We start from the raw sequence: 1,652 nt of genomic DNA, 5'->3' as shown, positions 1-1,652 counted from the left end.
CCACCGGGTAGTCCTTTCCCAGCTGGATGGCCCGCTCGTAGAGGACCTCCCGCCCGGACAGGTACACCTTGCCTTCGCTGCTGCCCGCGCCGCCCGCGCCCACCTCGTAGTTGAGGGTGAGGCGCAGGAAGCGCTCCTGGAAGGAGTTGCTGAGCGCCTCTCCCAGCGGGGAGAACATGGCCACCACGGTGATGGCCACCGTCGCCAGCAGCGTCAGGAGCAGCAGCCGGCGCACCGGCACGCGCCCCACCACGAGGCAGGTGGTGATGCCCGCGATGATGGCGGCGGACCCGCCGCGCGAGCCCGTGAGCAGCGTCAGCATGACGCCGCTGGCGGCCACCGGAATCCACAGCCACGTCTGGCCCCGCCAGTACCAGAAGTAGAGCGCGCCCATGGTCAAGAGCCCCATGAGTCGCGCGAAGATGTTGGGCCCGCCGTTCATCACCGCGAGCCGCGCGCCACCGCCGCCCGCCAGCAATTGCTTGATGCCGGCGATGGCGAGCAGCCCCGTGGCCACCACGACGATGGCCCAGAACGTGTCCAGCGTCCGGGGCGCGGGCTGGCGCAAGCAGGCCAGCGCGAAGCCCACGCACATGACCGCCACGAGCATGACGTCGTAGACCTTGGTCAACGAGAAGTCGAAGTCGGGCGACCAGGTGGCGCTGGCGGCCATGTAGCCCAGGAAGGCCAGCATGGCCGCGATGAGCGGCGGGTCGAAGCGCGACTCGCCGGGACGGGCCTCGCGCCGGGCGCGGTGCAGGAGTCCCACCGCGGCGAACACCCCTCCGCAGATGACGATCCAGAGCCGCAGCTCCAGGAACAGGTTCGTCTCCACCTCCGCGGCGGCCAGCCGGTGCATGCCCCAGCGGCCCGCGAGCATGTAGAGGGCCGCGATGAAGCCCAGTCCTGTGCAGCGAATCCAGCTCACGGTGCGGTCTCCCGGTGGGGCTTCAGTTCGCGGACGGGTATTCGTATTGGTAGACGCCGCTCACCGCGCGGCCCGTCCGGGAGCGCGGCACGCCGTTGAGGACCACGCCCTGGGCCGGGACGCCGCTCTGCTCCAGTTGGTGCAGCGCGGTGGCCACCTCGCGCAGGGACTGGGCCGCCGCGCGCACCACGGCGAGCCGCACGCCCGCGTGCCGGCCCACGAGCGCCGCGTCCGTCACCGCGAGGATGCAGGGCGTGTCGAAGAGGACGACGTCGTACTCGGCCGCCACGCGCGCCACGAACGTGTCGAACGACGCGCTGGCCAACAGCTCCGCCGGGTCCGGAGGAAGCGCGCCCGCGCCCAGGAACGACAGGCCGGGCGCGGCCTCCTGGAGCAGGGCCTGGTCCAGCGTCGCGGTGCCCCGCAGCACCTCATGGAGGCCGGGGAGGTGCGCCTCGCGGAAGCACCGGTGCAGCCAGCCGCCGCGCAGGTTCGCGTCCACCAGCAGCACTCGCTTGCCCGTCTCCGCCAGCACCCACGCCAGGTTGAGGGCGACGAAGGACGTCCCCGCGCCAGGGCTCGTCCCGGTGACGGCGACGACGTGGCTGCCCGCCTCCTTCATGGCCCGCTGGAGCCGCGTCCTCAGGCCGCGCACGCATTCCACGGTGACGTCCCGGGGGATGCTGCGCGCCAGGATGATGGAGGGGCTGCGGGGGGACGTCGC

The 1,652-nt window shown here is 72.3% G+C and carries 2 protein-coding genes; both read right to left on the bottom strand.

Annotation, left to right across the window (positions count from 1 at the left end):
* The coding region (locus D7V77_RS41880; protein ID WP_120581718.1) for an O-antigen ligase domain-containing protein at window positions 1-928 on the bottom strand (928 nt) is incomplete at its 3' end.
* A 22-nt stretch (window positions 929-950) separates the two neighbouring features.
* Window positions 951-1,652, bottom strand: a 702-nt coding sequence (locus D7V77_RS41875; RefSeq protein WP_120581717.1) for a polysaccharide biosynthesis tyrosine autokinase, incomplete at its 5' end; no start/stop codon positions are given.

The organism is Corallococcus sp. CA041A (assembly GCF_003612075.1).
Taxonomy (GTDB): Bacteria; Myxococcota; Myxococcia; order Myxococcales; family Myxococcaceae; genus Corallococcus; species Corallococcus exiguus.
The sequence above is the reverse complement of the archived record's forward strand: the minus strand, read 5'-3'. Positions and strand labels throughout refer to the sequence as shown.